Source organism: Pseudoalteromonas shioyasakiensis (assembly GCF_022398475.1).
Lineage (GTDB): Bacteria > Pseudomonadota > Gammaproteobacteria > Enterobacterales > Alteromonadaceae > Pseudoalteromonas.
Window position 1 is genome coordinate 1 of sequence record NZ_JAKEVM010000309.1, and the last position, 624, is coordinate 624.

Genomic DNA, 624 nt, shown 5'->3' on the forward strand with positions numbered 1-624 from the left:
AATAAACAACATGCAAATCTATTATTGTTAAATTTAATAACAATGTAATGGTTTTACGTTGTGGCAGTGTTTGTGTCAGTAGGCTATTCCTTGTTTAAAATGCGCTCTAATTTTATATGTAGCAATCGGTTAGTAACTTTGTTAAAACTAAACTTCTTAAATAACAGGTGATAACATCATAAAGGGATACTGGTGCAAGCATATAAAATCAGCACGGATAAAACTAACCTCGATATTGATGTAATTTACAGGTTTATTTCAAAAAGCTACTGGGCGTCCGGAATACCAAAGCAGACGCTAGAAACAGGCATTTCAAACTCATTTTGTTTTGGTGTCTATGATAGCCATAATTCTCAAATAGGTTTTGTGCGCCTCATAACAGACAAAGCAACATTTGCCTATCTTGCCGATGTATTCATAGTAGAGAGCCATCGAGGCAAAGGATTAAGCAAGTGGCTTGTTGAGAGCATAGTCTCTCACCCTGAGCTTCAAGGCTTAAGGCGTATGGTATTGGCAACAAGAGATGCGCATGGTTTGTACGCGCAATATGGTTTTCTACCAATTGAAAATCCAGAGATGTTTATGCAAATTTGGAATCCAAATGTTTACCATGAGCTAGAAAAG

1 protein-coding gene is annotated in these 624 nt (G+C 36.7%); it reads left to right on the forward strand.

Translation table 11 applies throughout. The features are described from left to right. Positions 1–192: 192 nt before the first annotated feature. Positions 193–624, forward strand: a 432-nt coding sequence (locus tag L1D51_RS21640; RefSeq protein WP_239964854.1) for a GNAT family N-acetyltransferase, incomplete at its 3' end; no start/stop codon positions are given.